22 protein-coding genes and 1 pseudogene are annotated in these 24,027 nt (G+C 69.8%); 5 read left to right on the top strand and 18 right to left on the bottom strand.

Going from position 1 to position 24,027, the window contains the following annotated elements; all coding sequences use genetic code 11:
• Window positions 1-53: 53 nt before the first annotated feature.
• Both O7624_RS29695 and O7624_RS29690 read right to left on the bottom strand, forming a co-directional pair.
• Window positions 54-701 carry an HAD family phosphatase gene (locus O7624_RS29695; RefSeq protein WP_282240786.1) on the bottom strand — a complete coding sequence of 216 codons (648 nt, stop codon included), beginning with the start codon at window positions 699-701 and terminating at the stop codon, window positions 54-56.
• A gap of 101 nt (window positions 702-802) precedes the next feature.
• A complete protein-coding gene (locus O7624_RS29690) occupies window positions 803-1,573 on the bottom strand; it encodes a neutral zinc metallopeptidase (protein WP_093406018.1) in 771 nt (256 codons plus the stop codon).
• Window positions 1,574-1,803: 230 nt separating this feature from the next.
• Between O7624_RS29690 and O7624_RS29685 the strand changes: the two genes are divergently transcribed.
• Window positions 1,804-2,193: a YciI family protein gene (locus tag O7624_RS29685; RefSeq protein ID WP_282240785.1), complete on the top strand. Its 390-nt coding sequence runs from the start codon at window positions 1,804-1,806 to the stop codon at window positions 2,191-2,193.
• The gene (locus O7624_RS29680) at window positions 2,193-3,431 is read left to right on the top strand and encodes a sigma-70 family RNA polymerase sigma factor (RefSeq protein WP_282238237.1); all 1,239 of its coding nucleotides are present in this window, start codon (window positions 2,193-2,195) and stop codon (window positions 3,429-3,431) included. The genes O7624_RS29685 and O7624_RS29680 overlap by 1 nt, the downstream gene beginning before the upstream one ends.
• A gap of 62 nt (window positions 3,432-3,493) precedes the next feature.
• Here O7624_RS29680 and O7624_RS29675 read toward each other — a convergent pair whose 3' ends face one another.
• The 4 genes from O7624_RS29675 to O7624_RS29660 form a co-directional block, all read right to left on the bottom strand.
• Complete coding sequence (locus O7624_RS29675) at window positions 3,494-4,354, bottom strand: methyltransferase domain-containing protein (protein WP_282240784.1); 861 nt, start codon at window positions 4,352-4,354, stop codon at window positions 3,494-3,496.
• 83 nt (window positions 4,355-4,437) lie between these two features.
• Window positions 4,438-5,445 (bottom strand): 1-aminocyclopropane-1-carboxylate deaminase, encoded by a 1,008-nt coding sequence (locus O7624_RS29670; protein ID WP_282238236.1) that lies wholly within the window; start codon window positions 5,443-5,445, stop codon window positions 4,438-4,440.
• A gap of 148 nt (window positions 5,446-5,593) precedes the next feature.
• Window positions 5,594-6,226: an HNH endonuclease family protein gene (locus O7624_RS29665; protein WP_282238235.1), complete on the bottom strand. Its 633-nt coding sequence runs from the start codon at window positions 6,224-6,226 to the stop codon at window positions 5,594-5,596.
• Window positions 6,227-6,412: 186 nt separating this feature from the next.
• Window positions 6,413-7,087, bottom strand: coding sequence for a response regulator transcription factor (locus O7624_RS29660; RefSeq protein ID WP_093406167.1), 675 nt, complete (start codon window positions 7,085-7,087; stop codon window positions 6,413-6,415).
• Window positions 7,088-7,323: 236 nt separating this feature from the next.
• On the opposite strand from O7624_RS29660, the gene O7624_RS29655 reads away from it, so the two are divergent.
• Together O7624_RS29655 and O7624_RS29650 are read left to right on the top strand one after the other, a co-directional pair.
• Complete coding sequence (locus O7624_RS29655) at window positions 7,324-8,013, top strand: DUF2306 domain-containing protein (RefSeq protein ID WP_282238234.1); 690 nt, start codon at window positions 7,324-7,326, stop codon at window positions 8,011-8,013.
• A gap of 72 nt (window positions 8,014-8,085) precedes the next feature.
• Window positions 8,086-8,862: an NAD(P)H-binding protein gene (locus tag O7624_RS29650; RefSeq protein ID WP_282238233.1), complete on the top strand. Its 777-nt coding sequence runs from the start codon at window positions 8,086-8,088 to the stop codon at window positions 8,860-8,862.
• On the opposite strand, the gene O7624_RS29645 is transcribed toward O7624_RS29650, so the two are convergent.
• From O7624_RS29645 to O7624_RS29600, 9 genes and pseudogenes are all read right to left on the bottom strand, one after another.
• Complete coding sequence (locus O7624_RS29645; RefSeq protein ID WP_282238232.1) at window positions 8,838-9,953, bottom strand: hypothetical protein; 1,116 nt, start codon at window positions 9,951-9,953, stop codon at window positions 8,838-8,840. The two genes, O7624_RS29650 and O7624_RS29645, sit on opposite strands and share 25 nt — an antisense overlap.
• Entirely contained in the window at window positions 9,950-11,035 is a 1,086-nt protein-coding gene (locus O7624_RS29640) for a hypothetical protein (protein WP_282238231.1), read from the bottom strand. Before O7624_RS29640 ends, O7624_RS29645 begins: the two co-directional genes overlap by 4 nt.
• Complete coding sequence (locus tag O7624_RS29635) at window positions 11,035-12,690, bottom strand: hypothetical protein (RefSeq protein WP_282238230.1); 1,656 nt, start codon at window positions 12,688-12,690, stop codon at window positions 11,035-11,037. Before O7624_RS29635 ends, O7624_RS29640 begins: the two co-directional genes overlap by 1 nt.
• Window positions 12,691-12,933: 243 nt before the next feature.
• A complete protein-coding gene (locus O7624_RS29630; RefSeq protein ID WP_282238229.1) occupies window positions 12,934-13,380 on the bottom strand; it encodes a MerR family transcriptional regulator in 447 nt (148 codons plus the stop codon).
• Complete coding sequence (locus O7624_RS29625) at window positions 13,380-14,879, bottom strand: SulP family inorganic anion transporter (RefSeq protein ID WP_282238228.1); 1,500 nt, start codon at window positions 14,877-14,879, stop codon at window positions 13,380-13,382. Before O7624_RS29625 ends, O7624_RS29630 begins: the two co-directional genes overlap by 1 nt.
• Before the next feature lie 317 nt (window positions 14,880-15,196).
• Complete coding sequence (locus O7624_RS29620) at window positions 15,197-15,493, bottom strand: hypothetical protein (protein WP_282238227.1); 297 nt, start codon at window positions 15,491-15,493, stop codon at window positions 15,197-15,199.
• Window positions 15,490-15,831, bottom strand: a pseudogene (locus tag O7624_RS30715) (hypothetical protein); the annotation flags it as partial. The pseudogene O7624_RS30715 and the gene O7624_RS29620, both read right to left, overlap by 4 nt.
• Before the next feature lie 327 nt (window positions 15,832-16,158).
• Window positions 16,159-17,355, bottom strand: a complete 1,197-nt coding sequence (locus O7624_RS29605; RefSeq protein ID WP_282238224.1) for a helix-turn-helix transcriptional regulator — start codon at window positions 17,353-17,355, stop codon at window positions 16,159-16,161.
• A 250-nt stretch (window positions 17,356-17,605) separates the two neighbouring features.
• Window positions 17,606-18,907, bottom strand: coding sequence for an IS256 family transposase (locus O7624_RS29600; RefSeq protein WP_282236516.1), 1,302 nt, complete (start codon window positions 18,905-18,907; stop codon window positions 17,606-17,608).
• A gap of 166 nt (window positions 18,908-19,073) precedes the next feature.
• On the opposite strand from O7624_RS29600, the gene O7624_RS29595 reads away from it, so the two are divergent.
• Window positions 19,074-20,360 (top strand): IS256 family transposase, encoded by a 1,287-nt coding sequence (locus O7624_RS29595; protein WP_282237173.1) that lies wholly within the window; start codon window positions 19,074-19,076, stop codon window positions 20,358-20,360.
• A gap of 390 nt (window positions 20,361-20,750) precedes the next feature.
• Here the strand turns inward: O7624_RS29595 and O7624_RS29590 are convergent, their stop codons facing one another.
• The 3 genes from O7624_RS29590 to O7624_RS29580 are packed head-to-tail and all read right to left on the bottom strand — an operon-like array spanning window position 20,751 to window position 23,988.
• A complete protein-coding gene (locus O7624_RS29590) occupies window positions 20,751-23,126 on the bottom strand; it encodes an excinuclease ABC subunit UvrA (RefSeq protein WP_282238223.1) in 2,376 nt (791 codons plus the stop codon).
• Window positions 23,123-23,533, bottom strand: coding sequence for a VOC family protein (locus tag O7624_RS29585; RefSeq protein WP_282238222.1), 411 nt, complete (start codon window positions 23,531-23,533; stop codon window positions 23,123-23,125). The genes O7624_RS29590 and O7624_RS29585 overlap by 4 nt, the downstream gene beginning before the upstream one ends.
• Before the next feature lie 5 nt (window positions 23,534-23,538).
• On the bottom strand, window positions 23,539-23,988 hold the full coding sequence (locus tag O7624_RS29580; RefSeq protein ID WP_282238221.1) for a helix-turn-helix transcriptional regulator: 450 nt from the start codon (window positions 23,986-23,988) through the stop codon (window positions 23,539-23,541).
• Window positions 23,989-24,027: the final 39 nt, after the last annotated feature.

Raw genomic sequence — 24,027 nt, 5'->3', positions numbered from 1 at the left:
GATCCGGTGGCAGGGGCCTTGCGCTGCGCGTCCAGCAGATCAGCCGGACGGTGTCAGGCGGGGGTTCGGCGCAGCAGCCCCGCCAGCAGGTCCAGATCCGCCAGCAGCAGGCTCTCCAACTGGTGTACGCCGTCGGCCGGCGCCAGCGGCACCTCGGCGGGTACGGCCAGCACCGCGGCCCCGGCGGCGACCGCGCTGGCCACCCCGGTCGCCGAGTCCTCGATCGCCACGCACCTGTCGATGGGCACTCCGAGCAGCCGGGCGGCCGTCAGGTAGGGCTCCGGGTGTGGCTTGGTCGAGTCGACCTCGTCACCGCAGACCACCACGTCGAAGCTGTCCCGGCCGAGGGTGTCCAGGGCGATCTCGACAAGTGCCCGCCCGCTGGAGGTGACCAGGGCCGTCGGGATCCGCGCCTGCCGGACCGCGCCGAGCAGCGCCAGCGCCCCCGGCCGCCACTGCAGCCCGGTGCGGAACAGCTCCAGGATCCGCGCGTTGATCCACTCCGCGCTGGTCTGCGGATCCCGGTGCGGCTGCCCCAGGTCGTCGTGCAGGATGCGCATCGAGTCGGCCATGCCCGTGCCGACGATCGCCCGACGGGCGTCGGCGGAGAGGGCACCGCCGTAGTGCTGGGCGAGTTCGGCCAACGCGACGTCCCACAACCGCTCGCTGTCGACCAGGGTGCCGTCCATGTCGAAGAGCACGGCGGCTGGACGGTTGCTGCTCACCGGATCCTCCTCGGGCTCGGGTAACCGGTGAATCCTGTCAGCCGACGGTGCTTCCGCGCCCGGCACAGTGACCTTTCTCAACCGAGGTCGCAGGCGGCCAGGGATCGTTCGTAGCCGCGGAAGAACGCCTCGGTCCGCTGCTCGGGGGTGCCGTGGGAGCCCTCGGCGAACCATGGTTGGCCGGGGTCGTCGCCGACGGCCAGCAGTCCCTCGTTGAACTCGTCGAGGTCGCCTTCCTCCAGGGTGAGCCGGCCGGCCCGCACCGAGTCGCCGAGGAACGCCCCGGCCATGCAGTCGGCCTGCAACTCCTGCTGGATGGTGAAGTTGTACCGGATGCCCAGCCGGGTCTGGATGCCGTGCGCGTACTCGTGGCCGAGCAGATAGAACACGAACGCGTCACCGATCTGCCGGAAGGCGCCGAAGGACCAGTTGATGTCGTACGCGATGTAGTCGTCGATGGTGCAGTAGACCGCGTTGTTGCGGGGCACCTCCTGCCCGCCGCAGGAAACCTCACCGTCGCGCTGGTACGGGATGACCTGCCGGATCGGCCGGAAGGACTGCTCCGACGCCTCGAACTGGTCGGCCCAGTACACCTCGGCCAGCCGCTGCGCGTCGGCCACGTCCTGCCGGAACTCCTCCACCGTGTCGGTGCCGTCGGCACGGGTCACCTCGGCCGTCGGCTCGGCCGGCTGCCGCTGCCCGCCCGGGTCCGCCGGTCCACCGACCGGCTCCACCATGCAGGCGGCCGCCGCCACCAGCGCTACCGCCAGGCCGGCGAGCCTGCCCCGGCGTCGCCCTCGCCCACCTGCCGCCACCGTGCTCCTCCCGCCTCGACGTCGCCGGTCCAGTACCCCGACGGTACGACCGTCACGCCCGTTGCCGTCAGGTACGCCTTACCGCCCCGTCCGGTTCAGTTGCCCGTCTGCCGGCGTGTTCATCCGGCTCACTCCGGCCGGTCGGATCAACCAACGCCTAGGGTGCGGTGGTCGGTGTCCGGAACGGACGCCCGGCTCCGACGTCCCCGGTGAACCGGCACCGGCGATGGTGGCGGACGCGAGAGGGAGACCCCGTGAAATACATGATCATGCTGTACGGCTCGCAGCGGGACTACGACGCGATGGCCGGGAACGGCTCCGACCGACCGGCGATGTCGGCCGAGCAGGTGGCCGCGATGCACGAGCACATGGGCAGGGTGCACCAGGATCTTGCCGACTCCGGTGAGCTGGTGGACGCTCAGGGGCTGACCGCACCGGTGCACGCCCGCCGGGTCCAGATGCGCGACGGCGCTGCGATGGTCACCGACGGTCCGTACCCGGAGACGCAGGAGGTCCTCGCCGGCTACACGGTGGTCGAGTGCGCCAGCTTCGACCGGGCCGCCGAGATCGCCGCCATGCTGGTGAACCCCGACAACCCGGGCGAGTACGTCGATGTCCGCCCGATCGCCGAGGGCGTCGACGATCTCGTCTGATGGGTGAGCCGACCGTCGAGGACCTGCTGCGCCGGCTGGCGCCGCAGGTCCTCGGCGCGCTCGTGCGCCGCTACGGGCACTTCGACACCGCCGAGGACGCCACCCAGGAGGCGCTGATCGCCGCGGCCACCGCCTGGCCCCGCGACGGCGTACCGGCCAACCCCCGGGCCTGGCTGATCACGGTGGCGTCGCGGCGACTCACCGACCTGCTCCGGGCCGATCAGGCGCGACGCCAACGGGAGGACCTCGTCGGCCGGCGGGTGCTGGCCGAATGGCGGCTACCACCGCCGGGTGAGCGGATCGCGGATTCCGACGACACCCTGATCCTGCTGTTCCTGTGCTGCCATCCGTCGCTGCCCCCGCCCGCGCAGATCGCGTTGACCCTCCGGGCGGTCGGCGGGCTGAGCACGGCGGAGGTGGCCCGGGCGTTCCTGGTGCCGGAGCAGACCATGACCCGGCGGATCAGCCGGGGCAAGCAGCGGATCCGCGACAGTGGCCTGCCCTTCGCGATGCCCGACCCGGCCGAGGTTCCGACGCGCCTCAGGGCCGTGCTCCGGGTGCTCTACCTGATCTTCAACGAGGGGTACGCGAGCACCTCCGGGCCCGGACTGCTCCGCGCTGACCTGTGTGCCGAGGCGATCCGGCTGACCCGGCTGCTGCGTCGGATGCTGCCCGACGCCGCGGAGGTGACCGGGCTGCTGGCGTTGCTGCTGCTCACCGACGCCCGCGCGCCGGCACGCACCGGGCCGCACGGCGCGCTGGTGCCGATGGCCGAGCAGGACCGTTCCCGCTGGCGGGCCGAGCAGATCACCGAGGGCACAGCGCTTGTGGTCGAGGCGCTGCGCCGGGGACGCCCCGGGCCGTACCAGGTCCAGGCCGCCATCGCTGCCCTGCACGACGAGGCGCCGAGCCCGGACGAGACCGACTGGCCGCAGATCGCGGCGCTGTACGAGGTGCTGACGGAGATGGACAGCAACCCCCTGGTCGCGCTGAACCACGCCGTCGCGGTGGCCATGACGGACGGTCCCGACGCGGGACTGGCGCTTGTCGACCGGGTGGCCGCCGACGGTCGGCTGGCCCGGGATCCGAGGCTGCCCGCCGTACGCGCGCACCTGCTGGAGCGGCGCGGCGACCCGGCGGCGGCCCGCGCCGAGTACCGGACAGCCGCCGCGCGGGCCGCCAACCTGGCGCAGCAGCGTTACCTCAACGCTCGCGCCGACCGCCTCACCGACGGCTGACCCACCGGGGCGGCACCGACGGCTTCGGCAGCCGGACCGCCATCGCCGCGGCGGCTGGGGCATCAGACGTGCGACGGCGGGGGTAGGTCACCCGTCCGGTCGGCGGGTACCGCCACGGTGATCCGGATTTCGGTGGTCAGCGACAAGCCGCCGCCAGCATCGCGGGCGGCGTCCAGCGCCTGCGCGGCGTCGGCGGTCGCGGCGGGCAGGCGGTCCGCCGGTAGGTGTTGCAGCAACGCCCGTCCGCCGTGTGACCACATCCACCGCACCCAGTGGTCGACGTCGTCGAACCGGCTCTCGATCCGGTGCGCGACGATCGAGGTGACGGCGAGGCCGGCACCGTCCATGGTGGCGGTGATCGCCTGCTCGTCGGCGAACGGGCCGGCCGGCCGCGCCGGTCGGGCCTGGTCGGTCGGCAGATGCGCCGCCAAGGCGTCGGTGGCGGCGACGAAGGCCGGATCCTGGGCACCGAAGGTGCTGATCACCAGGCGGCCGGACGACCGCAACAGCCGAGCGTACGCCCGCAGTGCCTGGTGCGGCTGCGGGAGCAGGAAGACGACCAGCCCGGCCAGGACGGCGTCGAGGCTGCGTGGCGGGAAGTCGGGCTGCTGCGCGTCGTCGACCCGGACGTCGACGTGGGTCAGACCGGCGCGGGTGACGTCCTCGGCGGTGAGGGCGACCATGGCCGGAGCCAGGTCGATCCCGGTGACGTGCCCGGTCGGCCCGGTGGCGTGCGCCGCCGGGAACAGCACCGCGCCGCGACCGCAACCGACGTCGAGAACACGCTCACCCGGCCGGATGGCGGCGCGCCGGACGAGCTCGGCACCGAACGGACCGAAGAAGGAGACTCCGGTGCGGTCGTAGTTCGGCGCGGCCTGTTCGAACACCTCTGCGGCCCCACTTGGCCGGGCACTGCCCGTCATCGACGCCCCCTCCATCTTGTCGGACATGAAAACCCTAACCGGCAGGGGTGCCGGGTAGCACCCCTGCCGGCGCTGCGGTCCGGTCAGGCGAAGAGCGTGTGATAGGCGTTCAGCGCGGGTTGGCCACCCAGATGGGCGTAGAGAACGTTGGCGTCGGCGGGGATGTCCCGGGCACGGACGAGGTCGATCAGCGCCGCCATCGACTTGCCCTCGTACACCGGGTCGATGATCATGCCTTCCAGCTCACCGGTGAGCCGGATCGCGTCCAGGGTGGACTGGACCGGAAGGCCGTACCGCTCCCCGGCCCAGCCCGCCAGCACGGTGATCTCGTCGTCGCGCAGATCCCGCCCGAGGCCAATGAGTCCAGCGGTGTCACGGGCGATCTTCTCCACCTGGGCCCGGGTCTCGTCGAGCTTCGCCGAGGCGTCGATGCCGAGCACCCGCCGGGGCCGGTCCTGGCCGGCGAAACCGGCGATCATCCCCGCCTGGGTGCTGCCGGTGACGCTGCACACGACGATGGTGTCGAAGAAGATCCCCAGCTCCCGCTCCTGTTGCTGGACCTCGTAGGCCCAGTTGGCGAAGCCGAGCCCACCCAGCGGGTGGTCGGACGCCCCGGCGGGGATCGCGTACGGCACGCCACCGCCGGCCCGGACCTCCTCCAGCGCCCGCTGCCAGCTCTCCTTGATGCCGATGCCGAAGCCGTCCGGCGCGAGGCGCACCTCGGCCCCCATCACGCGCGACAGCAGAATGTTGCCGACCTTGTCGTTGACCGGGTCCGGCCAGTCCACCCAGCTCTCCTGCACCAGGACGGCCTTCAGGCCGGCCCGGGCCGCGACGGCGGCCACCTGACGGGTGTGATTGGACTGCACGCCACCGATGCTGACCAGGGTGTCCGCGCCAAGGGCCAGGGCGTCGGGCAGCAGGTACTCCAGCTTGCGGGTCTTGTTTCCGCCGAAGGCCAGGCCGCTGTTGCAGTCTTCCCGCTTGGCCCAGATCCGGGCGCCGCCCAGATGGCGACTCAGCCGGTCCAGCGGATGGACCGGGCTGGGACCGAAGAGCAACGGGTAGCGGTCGAACGCGTCGAGAGACATGCAACATATTGCACGTTGCATGCCTTCGCGTGTCAAGCCCTCGTCGCGTACGGTGGGCGGCCCGACGCGGTACGACGACGGCAACGGGGGCGTGACGTCCGTCGACGTCACGCCCCCGGTCACCGGTGCCGCCCTGGCCGGCGGGATCTCAGCAGGTGTTGAGCATCGTGCTCAGCGCCGACTTCTCCGCGCTGTTCACGGTGAGGCCGTAGTACCACTTCACCTGGACCCAGGCCCGGGCGTAGGTGCAGTGGAAGGCCGCGCGCGGCGGCTTCCAGGCGGCCGGGTCCTTGTCGCCCTTGGACGAGTTGACGGTGCCGGTGACCGCCCACAGTTCCGGCCCGCCCAGGTCGTTGGCGTAGGTCTGGCGACGCGAGGTGCTCCAGGCCCAGGCGCCCGAACGCCACGCCTCGGCCAGCGGCACCACGTGGTCGATGGAGATCTCGGCGGGGTTCGTGCGGGTCACCCCGTCGTACGGGCTGTACCAGGACCCGGAGGTCGGATAACAGCTGGAGTTCACCACGACGTTGCTGCCGTCCCGCTTGAGCACCTGCTCCCGGGTGTTGCAGGCGCCGGTGATGGTGATCCAGTGCGGGAAGAGGTCGCGGTTGTAGCTGGACTGGTGGGACTCGGCCGCGACGGTGAGCGAGTTCAGCCGGCTCACCGCCGTGCTGTACGAGGGGATGTTGGGGGGTGTGGCATGGGCGGCCGGCGGCACGAGTACCACCGACAGGGCGACGGCGACCACCGAGACGATCGCCACCTTGCGTAGGTGAGCCACGGGACGACTCCTGACTGTCTCCTGCGACGGCGGGTGGGGGAACCCGGCTTGGGGGCGCGGCAGGCGACATCAGGATTCTCGCAGAAATCGCGATCAATAAATGTCATCGTGCTACAAGCACCGTGAACGCCACATGAAGACCCGCCGCGTCCCTGCGGTGCTTCGTGCGTCGGACCGGGCGCGGCGCTACGCCGGGCGCTCCGGACCGTTGCGGACGCGGTCGGTCCGGTACGCCCACATCGCGATCTCCACCCGGTTACGGACACCGAGCTTGACCATGAGGCTGGCGATGTGGGTCTTCACGGTGCTGAGGCTGATGTGCAACTCCTCGGCGATCTCGGTGTTGGTGCGACCCCGCGCGACAGCCACCAGCACCTCCTCCTCCCGCAGCGTCAGCGCGTCGACCGGCTGCTGCGGCGGCGCGGCCGGACCCGCGTCGGCGAAGGCTCGGAGCAGCCGGGTGGTGATGTTCGGCGCGATGAGCGCGTCTCCGGCGGCGGCAGCCCGTACGGCCTGGGTGAGCAGCGCCGCGCCGGCGTCCTTGAGCAGGAAACCACGCGCTCCGGCGCGGAGCGCGGCGTAGACGTACTCGTCGAGGTCGAAGGTGGTGATCACGACCACCGCCAAGGGGTCGGGCACGGCCGGGCCGGCGAGGCGACGGGTGGCCTCGATGCCGTCCACGCCGGGCATCCGGATGTCGAACAGACACACGTCCGGGCGTAGTCGCCGGGCGAGTCCGACGGCTCGGTGACCGTCGCCCACCTCGCCCACCACCTCGATGTCCGGCTGGGCGTTGAGGATCATCGTCAGGCCGGTACGGACGATCTCCTGGTCGTCGGCGACGATCACGCGGATGGCCACCCCACGATTGAACACGGCCGGCGGCCCGGCCCAAAGTACGACCAGCTTCCCCGTCCATCGGCCGAGACGACGCCGGCCCGCACGGCGATGAGTACGGTCCGCCGCGTTGCCAGGATCGATGAAACAGGAGCGGCCGGTTCCTTCCCGACTGACCCGCAAACCGCGTCCGGCCAGTGTCGGGCGGGCAACGGGCAGTGGGCGGGGGGCTGGTCGCCGCGAGAAGGGATGCCACAGCTGTGACAGCCTCCGCCAGGTCGACCTGGCTCATTCCCGCCGGTCTGCTGGTGCTCGGCGTGGTGCCGGTGGTGGCCGGCGGCCTCCGCCTGGCCGAGCTGGCCGGCGGCGCCCAGGTGCTGCCCGACGGCGACCGGATCGCCTCACCCCCGCTGCCGCTGGTGGCCCACATCGTCGCGGTGACCGTGTTCAGCGTCCTCGGCGCCTTCCAGTTCACGCCCCGGTCGCGTCGGCCGCACCGTGGTTGGCACCGGATCGCCGGTCGGGTGCTGATTCCCTTCGGGCTGCTCACCGCGGTGAGTGGCCTGTGGCTGACCCTGGTCCCGGCTCGGGGGCCACTCGACAGTGACACGCTGGTCGCCGTCCGCGTGGTGGTCAGCGTCGCCATGGCGGGCTCGATCGTCCTCGGCTTCGTAGCGGTCCGACGCCGCGACTTCGCCCGGCACCGCGCCTGGATGATCCGCGGCTACGCCATCGGAATGGGCGCAGGTACCCAGTTCTTCACCCAGATGGCCTGGCTCGCCGCTGTCGGTCCACTCACGACCTTCGGCCGGACCGGAACGATGACCGCCGCCTGGCTGATCAACGTGGTGCTGGCGGAATGGATCATCCGGCGGCGCGGCGGTACCGCCGGAGCGCGTCCGGCGGTGCGCAGGCGCCGCGCCCGCGAGGGCACGGCGATTCCGGTGTGAGACCTCCGAGCGGGTGTCACGTTCGGCGGCTGGGCGGGGTCGAAGACCTGTACCCATCCGAACGGAGAAGCCATGAACGACGCCCCGACGAACGCTCCCGTCCTGGTCACCGGCGGCACCGGCACACTCGGCGGGCACGTCCTGCCGCGCCTGAGCGCGGCGGGACACACCGTACGGGTACTCAGCCGCAAGACCCACCGAGGTGTCGACGGCGTCGAGTACGTCACGGGCGACCTGCTCAGGGACGAGGGCATCGAGCCTGCTGTCGACGGTGTCCACACGCTGCTGCACCTGGCCGGCGGCCCGAAGGGCGACGACCGGGCCACCGCCAGCCTGATGCGGGCCGCCGTCCGAGCCGGGGTACGGCACGTCGTCTACATCTCGGTCATCGGTGCCGGCCGGGTTCCGATCGGCTACTTCGAGGCCAAGCACGGCGCGGAGCGGGCGGTAAGCGAGTCCGGCGTGCCGTGGACGACGCTGCGGGCCGCGCAGTTCCACGACCTGGTCTTCACCGTCGTGCGGAAGCTGGCAGCCCTGCCGATCGTGCCCGACCCGAGGGTGATCCGGTTCCAGCCGGTCGACTCCCGAGACGTCGCCGACCGGCTGGTCGACCTGGTCCAGGGCGTTCCGTCCGGTCTCGTGCCCGAACTGGCGGGACCGCAGGTCTACCCGCTGGCCGAACTGATCCGCAGCTACCTCGCCGCCCGCGGCGGGAACCGGCCCTTCCTGCCGGTCCCGGTGCCCGGGGCGGTCGGCAGGGCGTACCGCCACGGCCACAACCTCACCGTCGACGGCGTCACCGTCGGCACCCGCACCTGGGAGGATTACCTGGCCGAGAAGTTGCGCTGATCGGCCTCCGGCCACCGGAACCCGGCCGGCTGGCGGCGACCGACGGTCGCCCCGTCATCGGGCAGCGGGCCGGCCGGGTCCGCTCGCAGTTCGACGCGGATCCCGTCCAGGATCACACCGGATGCCTGCTCGACGACGATGGGCGACCGAGGACGCCGCGCCTCGCCGGGCCCGGCCGTGGCGAGCGGCAGCGGCACGAACGTGCAGTCCCGGACCACCACGTCCCGGTATTCGAGTACCCGGAACGAGTGGTCGATCTCGCTGCGTCCCCAGCCCGCGATCCGGACCGCGTACAACGGGCCGTTCCAGGCCACGTGGGCCCCCGCGACGTGGATACGCGCGCCGACCGGGTTGTCGCCGGCGGAGTGGAACCGGTCCGTGTTGTCGCCGGGCAGCAGCCGGAAGCCGATCTCGACCTCGCTCAGGTGGACCCGGTCGACCGTCACGTCGTGCACCGAGCTGAGGTAGAACCCCTCGAAAGCGTCGGACACGCGCAGGTCACGGAGTTCGAGGTGATGCGGATGGTACGAAGGCCCGACGATCGAGTCGACCCCGTCGCCGACCGCACCCCAGTGCACGGCGATGCCGGTGCAGCCACCGACGATGGAGACGTCGCTGATCGTGATGTCGCGTACCGCGCCCATGACGGCGACGCAGTTGGCGGCGCGCTCGTCGCGGCGCTCGACCTGGACGCGCCGGATCTGGATGTCCTCGATCCACTCCGCCTCGGCCGGGTAGAGGTAGTTCCCGATGGTGATGGCGGTGCCCCGGTCGCCGCCGTGCTCCCCCGGCGCGCACGGCGGCGGGCGGAAGCCGATGTCCTGGACGGTCACCCGTGAACCCAGCACGTGGACGATGGGTTCGCCGGCCGACGAGGACGACGTCAGCCACGTGGTCACCGGCCCGTTGCCGTGCGCGGCCCCGGTCAGCGTCCAACCCGAGCCGAGCACCACTCCCCGGTCCAGGGTGAAGGTGCCCGCCGGCAGCCGCAGGGTGCCCCCGGTGCCGGAGGCCAGGATCTGTTCGAGCGCCCGCCGGTTGGCCGCTGGATCAGCAGTGAGGGTCAGGTCGTGGTGGTTGTGCTCGGTCACCTGTGACACTCCAACTCGACGAGCTGGCAGACGGTCTCGGCGACCCGCCGCCGTACCGCCGGGTTGTCTTGCTCGGCGAGCCCGACCAGCACCGGACCGGGCGCCGTACGCTCGACCACCACGTCGAGGGTGTCCTCGCCCTGCGGCGTGGCGCTCACCCGGCACTCGGTGCCGTCGACCAGATGGACGCCCCGGACCACCAGCCGGTCCGGTTGCGGCGGCCGGGTGAACGGCGACGCCTCGAACAGCGCGTATCCCGCCCCACGCTGCGCCACCCGGAACGCCTTCAGCACGGTCTGGCCCTGCTGGCGGCGCAGCCACTTCTGGCTCGGCTGTCGCACCGCTGCCGGTGGGGCGGTGGCGGCCGCGATCCGCAGCCGGCACCGTACGGTGGGGTCGTCGGCGTTGACCACGATGAACCGCGACCGGGGGTGTCCCTGGCCGCGACCTCGCGCCCCGACCAGACCTCCGGCGCTGACGAGCCCGGCGAGCTGGGCGGCGGCACCGGCGAGTCGAGTGGCATCACCGCGCTGCTCGGCCGCGTCGATCGCGACGATCTCGACCTGGTTGATCCGTACGCCGATCGCCGCCAGCGGGCTGAGCGCGGTCGACGCCCACGACGGCAGCGTGCCGTCCACCACCTCGATGATCAGGAGGCCGTCGTCCCCCACCTCGTCGGCCCGCAGGTCGAACTCCACCCAGGCGTGGGCCTCCACCATCCGCAACCGCCCCCGTTGGCGGCTGATGACAGCGGCGGCCCGGTCCGCGCCCTGGGCCCGGACCATGACCAGTCGCGGCAGCTCGCGCATCCCCCGAGCCGGTGCCGCCGCCCGCGACCAGGCGGTCTGTGAGGCACCGTCGATGTGCAGGTCGACCCGGACGCGAACCGGGCGGCCGTCGGTGCGTACCTTGAGCACGACCGCGCCGGACCCGCCCTGGACCCGGCCCACGATCGCCACGCCCCGGGCGACCTGGTCGGCGAGCAACACTTCGGGATCCCCACCCGAGGTGAACGTCGCGGGAAGCTCCCGGGCCGGGATCGGCTCGTCGAACTCGGTGGCGAACCAGGCGCCGATCGCCACTACCGGACACCTCCCGGCACCTGGAGGTCGGTCCGGGTCAGCACCGGCTCACGCCGGGTCCACATGCGCTCGACGGCCTCGAAGACCGGGTCCGCGTCGCTCTCGATGTGTCGGAACGACGTCCGCACCGCGCGCAGCAGGTAGTCGGCGGGCCACACCTCCCAGTGCGGCACCTGAGGGGTGAACAGGTCCGTGGCGCTGCGGTAGAACCACAACCACAGGCGGGCGCGCTCGACCTGCTCGGCGGAGATGATCTCCTCGCCGTTGAGCATGGCGCTTATCGCGGCGTCGAGTGCCTTCCAGTAGGTCTCGGGATCGTTCACCACCGTGGACAGACCACACTCGCTCCACTCGGACCAGCCGGCCTGGATCACCGGGATGCCGTACGCGGGCAGCTCGTTGCTGACGCTGCCGCGCACGGTCACGCCCAGGTCGACGAGGCTCCACAGCCCGTTCTTGCTCAGGTCCTTGCTGGGCTGGAACACCATGTGCCGGTGCCGGGCGTACCGTCGGGCGACCGAGTCGAAAAAGTCGGTGCTGTCGTAGCGGAACTGGCTCGGATGGTCCTGGAACAGCCACTGCACCTCGGTGGCGGTGCTGGCGAACTGGGCGGTCTCGGCGAACCAGTCGGCCAGCGTCGGGAAGGACTGGTGGTTCGTGCCCGGCGCGTCGGACACCGCGTGGTTGAACACCGCCACCACCGGACGAGCCGGGTCGAACCCCAGGCGGGCCGCGAAGTGCGTCCGTAGCCGGGCCCGCTCACCGCTGTTGGTGATGTCGACGGAGGCGCTGGCGCCGCCCCGCCACCAGCTGGGCCGGCCCAGGTTGACCTTTGACCGCCAGGCGACGAGTTCGGCGTTGCGCCGCACGTCGTTGCGTCGTGACCACACCCGCTGTTCGAAGAAGGCGCCAATCTGGTGAGTGAGTTCACCACGGAAGGTGTGCTCGCCGGTGTCGTTCTCGGGGAACAGCGCGTACGCCTTGAGACAGCCGGTCTGCTGGGTGTGCACCACGGGTACCCCGGCCCGTCGGGCGGAGTCCACCGCGAGCCCCCAGTGGTCGTAGTCGACATGGCTGGTGACAAGCGCGACCACCGAGCCGCTGCCGAGCAGGGCGTCGTAGGCCGAGGAGATGGCCCGGGCCAGCGCCTGCCGTCGCCGGTAGCGCGGGTCGACGGCGGGGTTCTCCGGCGGCCGGGGCCGCTTGGTCACCCGGCAGTAGGTGGCGCTGACGAACTCGGCGAGGGTTTCCTCACTGATCGGCGCGCCGGCAGGCAGCGGCCGTCCGAACAGCTCCACCGGCACGGCACTCGGCGTGGCGGAGTTGGCCGGCCCCTCCACCAGGCGGTACAGGTCGATGACCTGGCTGGCGCCGTAGGCGGCCGCGATCCGCTCGACCAGCTTCACGTCGAACTCGGTCCACAGCGCGTCGTGCCACATCTGCTCCACCCCGGTCACCACGACCAGTTGAGCCGGGACGATGCGGCGGATCGCGTTGGCGACCGACAGGTTACGCATCGCCACCCTGATGTCCTGGTGGAACACCTCGACGACGAGGTAGTTCTGGGACGTCGTGGAGCCGAGGTTCTTGCGCCAGTAAACGTCAGCGGAATCGAGGAAGGCCTCGAACTCCTTCTTGTCAGCCCCGAGCCACACCCGAAGAACCGCCTTCCCCCGCATACCCGTCTGAGCGCTGTGTCTGAATTCGTTTGGCGCACCGCGACACCCGCCGGCAGGCCCGGCGCGACTCACGGAGACCGCAAGGTACCGGCGCCGAGAAGAGTTCAGGTTGACATCGCATGGACAACAGGTGGCCGGGACGGCATCAGCAGTGAACCTCAGCAGGCTGACACGCGGGTCCGCCGTGGGCGAGTGGCCGAAACGTCCTGGGCAGTGCAACTAGTCCGGGCGAGTGTGCTTGTCGATCCGCTGCCGCAGGGTGTCGGCGAAGCCTTCGGCGGTGGCCAGCTGTTCGCGGAGTGCGTCGACCCGCGTGGTGGCGAGGGTGTGGAACATGGCGAGCCGGTCGAGCAGGGCGCGACGTTCGTCATCGTCGGCAGCGGGCAGCGCGTCGAGGATGCCGAGCAGGTCGCGCATCTCGTCGAGGGTGAACCCGAGGGGTTTCATCCGTTTGACCACCCCGAGGCGGTCCAGATCGGGTTCGGTGTAGAGGCGGAAGCCGCCGTCGGTCCGGGCCGACGGGACGATGAGCCCGACCTGTTCGTAGTGACGGATGGTGCGGATGCTCAGGCCGACCCGTTCGGCGGCCTCGCCGATCTGCATGAGTCGGTCGGGTGCCGGGCCGCTGGCGTGTCGCGGCCCGACGTCGCGTCCGGTGAGGGTCATCAGTGGCCCGCGCTGAGGGTGCCGGCGAGGCTGCCGTGAATTGCCGCGCTGGGCTTGTTCAGTTCGACGATCTCGACGGTCTTGCCGCGGTCGGCGTACTTGGTGGTGATGGCGTCCAGGGCGGCCACGGAGGAGGCGTCCCAGACGTGCGCCCGACTCATGTCGATGACCACCTTCTCCGGGTCGTTGGCGTAGTCGAACTGGTAGACCAGGTCGTTGCTGGAGGCGAAGAAGAGTTCGCCGTGCACCGAGTAGATCCGGGTGCCGCCGTCGGGGTCGAGGACGCTTGTGACCTCGACCAGGTGGGCGACCCGGCGGGCGAAGATCACCATGGCGGTGAGCACACCGGCGACGACGCCGATGGCCAGGTTGTGGGTGACCAGGGTGGTGGCGACGGTGGTGACCATGACCAGGGTCTCGCCCAGCGGCATGCGCTTGAGCGTGGCGGGGGCGACGGAGTGCCAGTCGAAGGTGGAGACCGCGACGATGACCATCACGGCGACGAGGGCGGCCATCGGGATGGTGGCGACCACGTCGCCGAGGGCCACGACCAGGATGAGCAGGAAGACGCCGGACAGGAACGTCGACAGGCGGGTCCGGGCGCCGGACGCCTTCACGTTGATCATCGTCTGGCCGATCATGGCGCAGCCGCCCATGCCACCGAAGAAGCCGGTGACGATGTTGGCCACGCCCTGGCCCCAGGACTCGCGGGTCTTGTTGGAGTGGGTGTCGGTGATGTCGTCGACCAGCTTGGCGGTCATCAACGATTCCATCAGCCCGACCAGCGCGATACCGACGGCGTAGGGGGCGATCAGGGCCAGGGTCTCCATCGTCCAGGGGATCTGCGGCAGGCCGAGGGTGGGCAGGCTGTTCGGCAGTTCGCCCTGGTCCCCGACGGTCGGCACGGTCACCGCGGCGACCACCGTGATCACGGTCAGCACGACGATCGCGACCAGCGGCGCCGGCACGGCCCTGGTGAGTCGGGGCAGGCCGACCATGATCACCAGAGCGAGGGCGACGAGGGGGTAGACCAGCCACGGCACCCCGAGCAGGTACGGCACCTGCGCGGCGAAGATCAGGATGGCCAGGGCGTTGACGAACCCGACCATCACGCTGCGCGGGATGAACCGCATCAGTTTCGCCACCCCGAGGGCGGCCAGCAGCACCTGGATCGCCCCGCCCAGGATCACCGCCGCGATCAGGTAGTCCAGGCCGTGCTCCTTGGCCAGTGGTGCGACGACCAGGGCGATCGCGCCGGTAGCCGCGCTGATCATCGCCGGGCGGCCACCGCAGATCGAGATGACCACGGCCATGGTGAACGAGGCGAACAGTCCGACCCGTGGATCCACCCCGGCCAGGATCGAGAAGCTGATCGCCTCCGGGATCAGGGCCAGGGCCACCACCAGCCCGGCGAGGACCTCGGTCCGGAACACCTTCGGCGACAGCCAGGACGGGCGGGACAGACGCGGCCGGGCGACCGCGGACAGCATCGAAGACATATAGCCGTTTCCACTCAGGGTGCACGCGTCGGCCGCACACACGATGCCGCTCCCCCGGGCAGGGAGCGACGTGATCTGCACATACCAGTGCCGGTCGGACGTTTCCGGACCGTTTCCGGGCATCGTCGCCCGGAAGGAACCGCTCAGGAAGGAGACCGCGAGGGGCCGTAGCCGCACCTCGACGACCAGCACCGAACCTACCCTCCGGAGAGGGTAGGTTTCACCCCACGGTGATGATCATCACCGTGGGGTGGCGAAGGCCCTCACCGCCGCGTGTGAACTCTCGGCAGGCCGGCCGGAACGGGCTCGATACGAGGTCATCCGGCCTGGTGACGCCCGTACCGGCCTGGTTCGGCCGGCACGGGCGCTGTACTCCGCTGCCGTACTGCTGGCGGTTGTCTGGTCCAGCCGATGAAACGGCGGTGCAGTGCGCCGGCTGGTGCCCAGGGCATGTCCTCGGCGGCCTGCACGAGATAGCCGCCGAGGTACAGCGCCAGCGACACCGGCGCGTCGGCGTACTCCGCCCGCAGTTCCCGCCGGCGCGTGGGGCAGGGCCACGGCAGGTCGCAGCCGCCGCAGCTCCAGATCGGCAACACCGGGCCGTGGGTGGTCACCGCACACCGTCCAGGAACCGGGCGACGCTCGCGCGGGCCTGCCGGCTGGTCGCCCAGTCCACCTGCCAGCAGGGGTACGGGGCCAGTCGTGACCACCACGCCCGACAGCCCACACACATGCCGTCGAGCCCTCGGACATGCACCGCGAGGATCGTCCGCTCCGGGCCGCCGGTCACTGCTCGCCCTCCTGCGGCCAGTGGCCCCGATTGATCGGGATACGGTGCCGAGCACGGCACGGCAGATCGGCACCGCACCGGCAGACCCGCCGCCACAGTTGCCACGACCACACGGGCCGATGCCGCCGGGCAAACGTCAACGCGGTGGCCGACAGGTACTCGTCATACGAGACGCGCCGCTCCCGCGACATCGACGCGTCCTTGCCCGCTGTCGGATGCTGTTGTACGCCTCGTGCCTGGTCCAACAGCCGCCGCCGGGCGGCTTCCTGCTCCATCGTCTGGATGCGCTGGCCGAACCCCGATACCGCCGGTGGCGACGGGAAGTACCGGCTGACTATTCGCCGCAGGAGTCCAATAGCCACCGCCATCTGTCCGGCCCTCCCTCCTGAGGACACGGAGGGCCATCTGCTGATGTGCCTCGATTCCGCGCCCGTTGTAGAGGTCAAGCCTCACGCCGTGCGCGTTGTCGATCCAGAAGGTGACTGTCCGCTAACCAGGTGTGCTGTCCGCTGCTGGTGGACGTCCCGGGGCGTACTCGATACACAGATCACGCAATGTCGCGGCCTCCGGCACCCCCGACTGCTCTACCTTCGCCAGCAACTCCGCAGCCCGCCACCAGTTCGACGGCACCACCCTCCCAGACGCCACCGCCTGCACCCCCAGCGCCACCGCCTCATCCGGCTGACCGGCAGCGACCAAGGCAAGACCAAGGTCGAGACGCGCCGACGCGACACGGCGGGGCCGCGCTCCCCCATCGCCGTGCGGATCCAGATCCGCCAACACCGCCCGCGCCACCTGCTCCGCACCCGGGTCACCCGCCCACGCCAACGTCGTGGCCGTATACGCGGCAGCCTTCGCCGGGTCGTAGCGATAGTGATGCTCGGCGCGCTCCGGAACAGGCAGATTCGCCGTCAGCCGCTCAACCCGGTCCAACGCCCGCCGAGTCGCACCCACGTCCCCGATCCGCGCCCACGCACGGGCCTCCTGAGCAGTCGCCTGAATGCGAGCGGAGCTACCCTTCGGAGCGACCCGCTGAGCTTGATCGGAAAGAACGAGCGCCGTCCGGTAGTCACCTTGAGTCAACACGTCCCAGGCCCGGGTTTCCAGACACCACGCCTGAATCTCGCCATGCTCCGCATGCTCGGCAAGATCACGAGCAGCCCGCAAGTGAGCAGCCGCAGCAGTCCGCTGCCGCAGATCGATGTGAACGGTCGCCCGCAACACCGCCAACCAGCCACCGGCAATCAACAACCGACGCCGCTGAGCAAGCGTGACCCGTCCATCCAGCAACCGCCCCACATAGGCGAGGTGCCGCCGCACCAACGGTAGAAGATCCGCCGGAGCCAACGTCGGATAGGAACTGGCAAGGTCGTCAACGCCCTGCTCGATCCGGTCGAGCACGTCTCTACTCACGTCACTGGCAGCGACCCTCGCAAGCAGCTCACCGGCCTCGGCAGCATGGTCGACCGGCGCATCCACCAGGCCAGCAAGCACGCCTCCCGCACCGAGAATCCGGTCCAAGTGGCGCGCCGTATCCGCTGTCGGAGCCTTCAGCCCTGTCTCCAACTCGTGCAGATGACTCTTACTCCGATGCGCGAGCTGCCCGAGGGAACGAAGCGACAGAGCACGCCGCTCCCGAAACTCACGCAGAGCTACACCGAAGCGCGGATCGACGGACGAGGCCATAACGCCGCTCCAAGCTCAACAGGCCAGGCGAACCCACCCAGCCGCCACCCCATCGACCGTACCCTCAACGTCGCACGCCGTTGACCCCTCGCTTGTAAGTTCTGGGCGCTCCGTCCGGCAACGTCCATCCACGTACGCAACCTCGGGCAACGGTTCGCGCTTGGCGGCTGTCCTCGTCCCGGCTCGTTGCTGTCTCCTGTTGCTGTCGACGGGTCTGTCAAACGAACGGTGTAACTCGGGTTGTTGACGGCTACTTGCGGCCTGCGGACAGGCGTCCTTCGAAGGCGATGTCGAAGGCGTTGAGGGCTGGCTTCCAGCGGATGGTCCAGCGCCGGCGGCCCTGCCCGGTGGGGTCGAGGCTCATCACGGCCAGGTAGACGCATTTCAGCGCGGCGGCCTCGTTGGGGAAGTGGCCGCGGGCGCGGACGGCGCGGCGGATGCGGGCGTTGACGCTCTCGATGGCGTTGGTGGAGCAGACGACGGTGCGGATCTCGGCGTCGAAGGCCAGGAACGGCACGAACTCCGCCCACGCCTGCTCCCACAGCCGCACGATCGCCGGATACTTGCCGCCCCACGCCTCGGTGAACTCGGCGAACCGGGCCCTGGCAGCCGGCTCGGTGGGCGCGGTGTAGACCGGCCGCAGGGCTTTGGCGATGGCGTCCCAGTGCTGCCGGCCGGCATACCGGAACGAGGCACGCAGCAGATGGATCACGCAGGTCTGCACCACCGCTTCGGGCCACACCTCGCCGATCGCGTCGGGCAGCCCTTTGAGTCCGTCACAGACCACCATGCACGCGTCCGCGACACCGCGGTTCTTCAGCTCGGTGAGGACCTGCAGCCAGAACTTGGCGCCCTCACCGCCGTCACCGGCCCACAGCCCGAGGATGTCCCGGGTGCCGTCAACGGTGACGGCCAGGGCCAGGTAGATGGGCCGGTTGGCGACCTTCCCGTCACGGATCTTCACGTGCACCGCGTCCAGGAAGATCACCGGGTAGACCGGGTCCAAAGGCCGGTTCTGCCACTCGGTCATGCCCTCGACAACCTTGTCAGTGATCGTCGAGATCGTCTGCCGTGACACGTCGGCACCGTAGACCTCGGCGAGGTGGGCCTGGATCTCCCCGGTGGTCAGGCCCTTGGCGGACAGCGAGATGACCATGTCGTCCACACCGGACAACCGACGCTGCCGCTTGCGGACGATCTGCGGCGCGAACGACCCATCCCGGTCGCGCGGCACGTCAATCTCGACCGGGCCGACATCGGTGAGCACCGTCTTGGCCCGCACACCGTTGCGGGAGTTCCCGCCGTTCCTGCCCGCCGGCTCGCCCTTGTCATAGCCCAAGTGATCGGTGATTTCGCCCTCAAGCGCTGATTCCAGGACTCGCTTCGTGAGCTGCTGCAACAGACCGCCGTCGCCGGTCAGCTGCAGACCCGCCGCACGGGCCTGCTCCACGATCTGGGCGACGAGTTCCCCGTCGAGACCCTCCGCCGGTTGTCCCGGCCCGTTCTTCGCCACCGCGGCAGTATCCACGGCGGCCATCGATCCATCAGACATCAGGTGCTGCTCCTTGATCAGGAGTTACACCGTTCGTCTTACAGTCCCCTGTCGACAGCAACAGGAGACACCAGGCGTGGCAGACTAGTCGGCAGGGGGTCTGTGGATCTAAAGGTGTTTCCGGCCTGACCTGCCGGGCGTTGTGCCTGGTGAGGAGGGTGCCGTGATGACCGCGACACTGAACGACCAGACCGGACGGAAGAAGCGGGCTGAGCCGTCGGCGGAGGCGAAAGCCGCCGCTGAGCTGGTTCGGGCCGCGAAGGAGCAGGGCTTGTCGTTGACGGGTCCGGACGGGCTGTTGAAGCAGTTGACCAAGACGGTCCTGGAGACCGCGTTGAACGAGGAGATGACGGAGCATCTCGGTTATGCCAAACACGAACCCGACGGTGCCGGCTCGGGCAACATCCGCAACGGCACTCGGTCGAAGACGGTGTTGACCGACGCGTCGGGACGGGTGCAGATCGACGTGCCGCGGGACCGGGCGGGCACGTTCGAGCCGCAGATCGTGCGCAAGCGGCAGCGTCGCCTGTCGGGCGTCGATGAGGTGGTGTTGTCGTTGTATGCCAAGGGTTTGACCACCGGGGAAATCTCGGCGCACTTCGCCGAGATTTACGGGGCTTCGGTGTCCAAGGAGACGATCTCGCGGATCACCGACAAGGTGATCGAGGAGATGACCGACTGGTCCCACCGGCCCCTGGACGAGATCTACGCGGCGGTGTTCATCGACGCCATCGTGGTGAAGGTGCGGGATGGGCAGGTGGCGAACCGGCCGTTCTATGCCGCGATCGGAGTCACCCTCGACGGGGACAAGGACATCCTCGGGTTGTGGGCCGGCGCGGGTGGTGAGGGCGCGAAGTTCTGGATGAGCGTGCTCACCGACCTGCGCAACCGGGGCGTGAAGGACGTGTTCTTCCTGGTCTGCGACGGGTTGAAGGGCCTGCCCGATGTCGTCACGAACGTGTGGCCGCAGACGGTGGTGCAGACGTGCGTGATCCATCTGATCCGCAACACCTTCCGGCTCACCTCGCGGCGTTACTGGGATGAGCTGAAGCGCGATATCAAGCCGATCTACACCGCCGTCAACGCCACCGCCGCAAGGGCCGCGTTCGACGACCTGGCCGAGAAATGGGGCGGCCGGTACCCGGCGGTGATCCGGCTGTGGGACAACGCGTGGGCGGAGTTCATCCCGTTCCTCGACTACGACCTGGAGATCCGCACAGTCATCTGCTCGACCAACGCGATCGAATCGTTGAACGCCCGCTACCGGCGGGCGGTCAAGGCCCGCGGCCACTTCCCCAACGAGCAGGCCGCGTTGAAGTGCCTGTACCTGGTGACCCGATCCCTGGACCCCACCGGAGCAGGCAGAACCCGATGGACGACGCGCTGGAAACCCGCCCTGAACGCCTTCGCCATCACCTTCAGCGACCGCTTCCCAGCCGCTGAAACCTACTAACCAAGATCGCCGGAAACACCCTTAGCGAGACAGGCCCTCGGCAGGCAGCAGGGTCGTCCGCACGGTAATGGGCGGGACCCGGGGTGCGATCTGGGCCGTCAGCCCTGCTGCCTCTCATAAAGCTCTCGTGACTGGTTCGTCCCGAAGGAACGATCGTGCGCCGAAGAGCTGCGCTTACAGCGGGACCGAGCTGCTCGGACAGTGCGGCAGCGTCCATGGACGTCCGGCCCTGCTCGTGCCAGTTGTCAACCAGTTAGTCACCCAAGAGCCAGCGGTAGTCGTAGCTGATCGCGTCCCAGCACTGCCGAACCCACTTGCGTTTGGCCGGCGAGGCGGTACGCCACATGTAGGTAATCCTGGGATCGACCCAGTGACCTCTCCGGTGGCTTTTCAGCCGCCCACGTAGGCGGCGAGGTGTTCGCCGGTGAGGGTGGACCGGTCAGCGACAAGATCGGCGGGGGTGCCCTCGAAGACGATCCGACCACCGTCGTGACCGGCGCCCGGCCCCAGGTCGATGATCCAGTCGGCGTGGGCCATGACCGCCTGGTGGTGTTCGATGACGATCACCGACTTGCCGGAGTCGACGAGCCGGTCGAGCAGACCGAGCAGGTGCTCGACGTCGGCGAGGTGCAACCCGGTGGTCGGCTCGTCGAGCACGTAGACCCCGCCCTGCTCGGCCATGTGGGTGGCCAACTTGAGCCGCTGCCGCTCACCGCCGGAGAGAGTGGTGAGCGGCTGGCCGAGGCTGAGGTAGCCGAGGCCGACCTCGGCGAGCCGGTTGAGGATGCGGTGCGCGGCCGGCGTACGCGCCTCGCCGGACCCGAAGAACTCCTCCGCCTCGCTCACCGGCATCGCGAGCACTTCGGCAATGTCCCGACCGCCGAAGCGGTATTCCAGGACGGATGCCTGGAACCGCTTGCCCTCGCACTCCTCGCACACCGTGGCGACGCCGGCCATCATCGCCAGGTCGGTGTAGATGACGCCGGCACCGTTGCAGTTGGGGCAGGCGCCTTCGGAGTTGGCGCTGAACAGCGCCGGCTTCACCCCGTTGGCCTTCGCGAACGCCTTACGGATCGGATCGAGCAGCCCGGTGTACGTCGCCGGGTTGCTCCGCCGCGAGCCACGGATCGCGCCCTGGTCGATCGACACCACCCCGGCACCGGGCGGGATCGACCCGTGCACCAGCGAACTCTTGCCCGAACCGGCGACGCCGGTGACCACGACCAGCACCCCGAGCGGGATGTCGACGTCGACGTCGCGCAGGTTGTGCGTTGACGCCTTACGGATCGGCAGGTGCCCGGTGGGCGTACGCACCGACTTCTTGAGGGTGGCCCGGTCGTCCAGGTGGCGGCCGGTGAGCGTACCGCTGGCCCGCAGTCCCTCGACGGTGCCCTCGAAACAGACGGTGCCGCCCGCCGTGCCGGCGCCGGGGCCGAGGTCGACGACGTGGTCGGCGATGGCGATCGTCTCCGGCTTGTGCTCCACCACGAGCACGGTGTTGCCCTTGTCGCGAAGCCGCAGCAGCAGGCGGTTCATCTGCTGGATGTCGTGTGGGTGCAGCCCGATGGTGGGCTCGTCGAAGACGTAGGTGACGTCGGTGAGCGACGACCCGAGGTGGCGGATCATCTTGGTGCGTTGGGCCTCGCCGCCGGAGAGCGTCCCGGACGGCCGGTCCAGGCTGAGGTAACCGAGCCCGATCTCGACGAAGGAGTCGAGGGTGTGCTGCAACGACGCCAGCAGCGGCGCCACGGAGGGCTCGCGCAGCCCGCGTACCCACTCGGCGAGATCGTTGATCTGCATCGCGCAGGCGTCGGCGATGTTGACGCCCTTGATCTTCGAGGAGCGGGCCGCCTCACTCAGCCGGGTGCCGCCACAGTCGGGGCAGGTCGTGAAGGTGACAGCCCGTTCCACGAAGGCGCGGATGTGCGGCTGCATCGCCTCGACGTCCTTGGACAGGAACGATTTCTGGATCTGCGGGATCAGACCCGCGTACGTCAGGTTGATCCCGTCGACCTTGATCTTGGTCGGCTCCTTGTGGAGCAGGTCGTGCAGCTCCTTCTTGGTGTACTTGCGGATTGGTTTGTCCGGGTCGAAGAAGCCGCTGCCCCGGTAGATCCGGCCGTACCACCCGTCCATGCTGTAACCGGGCACGGTGATCGCGCTCTCGTTGAGCGACTTGCTGTCGTCGTACAACGCGGTCAGGTCGATGTCCGTCACCCGCCCGGTGCCTTCGCAGCGCGGGCACATGCCACCGGTGATGCTGAAGCTCCGCCGCTCCTTCGTGGTGGTGCCGCCACGTTCGATGGTCACCGCGCCGGCACCGCTGATAGAGGCGACGTTGAAGGAGTACGCCTGAGGCGACCCGATGTGCGGCTTGCCGAGCCGGCTGAACAGGATCCGCAGCATGGCGTTGGCGTCGGTGGCGGTGCCGACGGTCGACCGCGGGTTGGCGGCCATCCGCTCCTGGTCGACGATGATCGCGGTGGTCAGCCCGTCGAGGACGTCGACCTCCGGCCGGGCCAGGGTCGGCATGAAGCCCTGGATGAACGCGCTGTAGGTCTCGTTGATCAGCCGCTGCGACTCCGCCGCGATGGTGCTGAACACCAGCGAGCTCTTGCCCGAACCGGAGACGCCGGTGAACACCGTCAGCCGGCGCTTCGGCAGCTCGACGGTGACGTCCTTGAGATTGTTCTCCCGGGCGCCCTGCACCCGGATCAGATCGTGGCTGTCGGCGGCGGGTGGTGCCGACCGGTTGTCCCTGCTCATCGCACTTCCTGGATACGGATCATGTTGCCGGCGGCGTCCCGGACGGCGCAGTCACGAACCCCGTACGGCTGGTCAGTCGGCTCCTGCACGATCTCGGTGTCGCTGGCCTGCAACCGTTCGAAAACACTGTCGAGGTCGGGCGTGGCCAACAGGATCGAGGCGTAGGTGCCCTTGGCCATCATCTCGGTGATGGTACGGCGCTCCTCGTCGGTCACGCCGGGGTCGGCGGCCGGTGGATGCAGCACGATCGAGGTGCCGGGCTGACCGGGTGGGCCGACGGTGATCCAGCGCATGCCCTGGTAGCCGACGTCGTTGCGGACCTCGAAACCGAGCAGATCCCGGTAGAAGGCCAGGGCGGCGTCCGGGTCGTTGTGCGGCAGGAAGCTGGCGTGAATGGTGATGTTCATGCCGGTCACGCTAGCTGCGACGCGAGGGCCGCTGCTTCTCGATTCCTGACCGGTCTGGTCACCTGTTTCACCACGCAGGAGGGCATCCCCTTCGTCGCACGGGCCGCGTCGCGCCGGTAGACGCTGGGCGGCACGCCGACCAGTTCGGTGAAGCGGGTGCTGAACGTGCCCAGCGACGAACAGCCGACCGCGAAACAGACATCGGTGACGCTCAGGTCGCCACGGCGCAGCAGCGCCATGGCCCGCTCGATGCGCCGGGTCATCAGATAGCCGTACGGGGACTCGCCGTAGGCCAGCCGGAACTGACGGCTCAGGTGCCCGGCCGACATGTTGACCCCACGGGCGAGGGCCTCGACGTCCAGCGGCTTGGCGTACTCCCGGTCGATGCGGTCGCGCACCCGGCGCAGCCGGGCCAGGTCGTCGAGACGCTGTTCGGTGGTGGATCTGCTGGTCACCTGAGCGATCGTGCCACGTCGGTCCGACAGGCGGCGAGT

Origin of the sequence: Verrucosispora sp. WMMD1129, assembly GCF_029581255.1 — a bacterium.
GTDB lineage: Bacteria > Actinomycetota > Actinomycetes > Mycobacteriales > Micromonosporaceae > Micromonospora > Micromonospora sediminimaris.
The sequence above is the reverse complement of the archived record's forward strand: the minus strand, read 5'-3'. Positions and strand labels throughout refer to the sequence as shown.

What these genes read in the sequence shown, in the direction of transcription:
- O7624_RS29685 (WP_282240785.1), top strand. Translation starts at nt 1,804, where the DNA reads ATGATCATGCTGTACGGCTCGCAGCGGGACTACGACGCGATGGCCGGG.
- O7624_RS29680 (WP_282238237.1), top strand. Translation starts at nt 2,193, where the DNA reads ATGGGTGAGCCGACCGTCGAGGACCTGCTGCGCCGGCTGGCGCCGCAG.
- O7624_RS29675 (WP_282240784.1), bottom strand. Translation starts at nt 4,354, where the DNA reads ATGACGGGCAGTGCCCGGCCAAGTGGGGCCGCAGAGGTGTTCGAACAG.
- O7624_RS29670 (WP_282238236.1), bottom strand. Translation starts at nt 5,445, where the DNA reads ATGTCTCTCGACGCGTTCGACCGCTACCCGTTGCTCTTCGGTCCCAGC.
- O7624_RS29650 (WP_282238233.1), top strand. Translation starts at nt 8,086, where the DNA reads ATGAACGACGCCCCGACGAACGCTCCCGTCCTGGTCACCGGCGGCACC.
- O7624_RS29630 (WP_282238229.1), bottom strand. Translation starts at nt 13,380, where the DNA reads ATGACCCTCACCGGACGCGACGTCGGGCCGCGACACGCCAGCGGCCCG.
- O7624_RS29625 (WP_282238228.1), bottom strand. Translation starts at nt 14,879, where the DNA reads ATGTCTTCGATGCTGTCCGCGGTCGCCCGGCCGCGTCTGTCCCGCCCG.
- O7624_RS29605 (WP_282238224.1), bottom strand. Translation starts at nt 17,355, where the DNA reads ATGGCCTCGTCCGTCGATCCGCGCTTCGGTGTAGCTCTGCGTGAGTTT.
- O7624_RS29600 (WP_282236516.1), bottom strand. Translation starts at nt 18,907, where the DNA reads ATGTCTGATGGATCGATGGCCGCCGTGGATACTGCCGCGGTGGCGAAG.
- O7624_RS29595 (WP_282237173.1), top strand. Translation starts at nt 19,074, where the DNA reads ATGACCGCGACACTGAACGACCAGACCGGACGGAAGAAGCGGGCTGAG.
- O7624_RS29590 (WP_282238223.1), bottom strand. Translation starts at nt 23,126, where the DNA reads ATGAGCAGGGACAACCGGTCGGCACCACCCGCCGCCGACAGCCACGAT.
- O7624_RS29585 (WP_282238222.1), bottom strand. Translation starts at nt 23,533, where the DNA reads ATGAACATCACCATTCACGCCAGCTTCCTGCCGCACAACGACCCGGAC.